General features: G+C 76.5%; 2 pseudogenes. Both read left to right on the plus strand.

The features are described 5' to 3' along the window. A pseudogene (locus DI269_RS12945) lies at positions 1-255 on the plus strand (thiol reductant ABC exporter subunit CydD); the annotation flags it as partial. Then, a pseudogene (locus tag DI269_RS12950) lies at positions 255-921 on the plus strand (thiol reductant ABC exporter subunit CydD); the annotation flags it as partial. The pseudogenes DI269_RS12945 and DI269_RS12950, both read left to right, overlap by 1 nt.

Genomic DNA, 921 nt, shown 5'->3' on the forward strand with positions numbered 1-921 from the left:
CGCCGGGTCGCCGCGAACGGCGCCGGGCTCTCCGCCGGGGAGGCCGCCCGCGTCGGGCTCGCCCGGCTGCTGCTGCGCGCCGACCTGCTCGACACGCCGGTCCTGCTCCTGGACGAGCCGACCGCGCACCTCGACGCCGACACCGAGCGCGCGGTCCTCGAATCGTTCGAGCCCTACCGCGAGAACCGGACCGTCCTGATCGCCTCCCACCGCCAAGCGGTGCGCGCGATCGCCGACCGAGAGGTGGACTGGTGATGTCCTGGCGCAATTCGATCGCCGCGCGGCTCGGCCTCGGCGCCGTCCTCGGCGCCCTCGCCCAGCTCAGCGCGCTCGGGCTCCTCGCCGTCTCCGCGTACCTCATCTCGCGGGCCTGGGAGCAGCCGCCGATCCTGTACCTGATGGTCGCCATCACCTCGGTGCGCGCGCTCGGCATCGGCCGCGGCGTCTTCCGCTACGCCGAGCGCCTCGTCTCCCACGACGCGGCCTTCCGCGGCCTGGAGCGCCTCCGCATCGCCGTGTGGCGCAAGCTGGTGCGCCTCGCGCCCGCCGGGGTCCCGGTGTGGCGCTCGGGCGACCTCCAGGCCCGCCTCGTCGACGACGTCGACGGCACCGGCGACCGGTGGCTGCGCGGCACCCTCCCGCTCACCTCCGCGATCATCACCGCAGTGGTCGCCGTCGTCCTCCAGACCGCGATCCTGCCCGCCGCCGGGGCCGTCCTCGCCCTGACGCTCCTGGCCGCGGCCCTCGCGGGCCCCGCGCTCGCGTCCTGGGCCTCGCGGTTCGCCCTGCGCGCCACCGCGGCCGAACGCGGCGACCTCACCGAGAACGTGCGCGCCTGCCTCCACGGCCGCGAGGAGCTCGTCGCCGCCGGCACCGACGCCGTCGCCCTCGACAAGGCCCTCGACGGCGACGAGCGCCTGC

This window comes from Glycomyces dulcitolivorans (assembly GCF_003265355.1).
Lineage (GTDB): Bacteria > Actinomycetota > Actinomycetes > Mycobacteriales > Micromonosporaceae > Glycomyces > Glycomyces dulcitolivorans.